The organism is Alteromonas sp. ABH4_456 (assembly GCF_056160645.1).
Map to the genome: position 1 here is coordinate 1 of NZ_JBSWXO010000041.1, position 743 is coordinate 743.

At 54.0% G+C, this 743-nt stretch carries 1 protein-coding gene; it reads left to right on the forward strand.

All coding sequences use genetic code 11. The features are described from left to right. Positions 1-143: 143 nt before the first annotated feature. Positions 144-743, forward strand: a 600-nt coding sequence (locus ACXAG2_RS20860; protein ID WP_474870248.1) for an ATP-binding protein, incomplete at its 3' end; no start/stop codon positions are given.

Sequence of the window (743 nt, forward strand, 5' to 3'; positions counted from 1 at the left end):
CTCTATCGCTTACAGCAACTCAAAGACATCTTAAACAGTAATCAGGACAAGCTCCTCAGTGAATCCGGCCAGGACACCCTGACACTCCCTCAACACCACGAAAACATCCGTGGCCCACAGAGCTTCCACTAAGGAGAAAAACCATGCTAACTACCACACTGTCACAACTGCACCAACTTAAACTCAGTGGCATGGCTAAAGCACTGAGCCAGCAACTCGAACAACCGGGCCAGTATCAGGACTTATGCTTCGCCGAACGGCTGCAACTGCTGACCGACCAGGAAATCCATGAACGGGATAACCGTAAACAACAGCGCCTGCTCAAGCAAGCGCAACTAAAGCTCGCGGCCAACGCCCATGACATCGACTACCAGCATCCACGCGGTCTGCAAAAAAGTGTGATGGCAGGGCTACTGCAATGCGACAGGCTACAACGACAGCAAAACCTGCTGCTCACCGGGCCGTGTGGCACCGGGAAAACCTATATCGCCTGCGCACTCGCCAACACCGCCTGCCTGAAAGGTTACACGGTGAAATACTACCGGGTGAGTCGTCTGCTCATGGAACTCTCCCAGGCCAAAGCCGATGGCACATACAGTAAAAAACTAAAGAGCCTTGCCAAACTCAGCCTGCTCATCCTGGATGACTGGGGACTGGAGCCGCTTAACGCGGCTCAACGCAACGACCTGATGGAAATCATGGATGACCGCCACGGCAGCAGCTCAACCATCCTCATCAGCCAG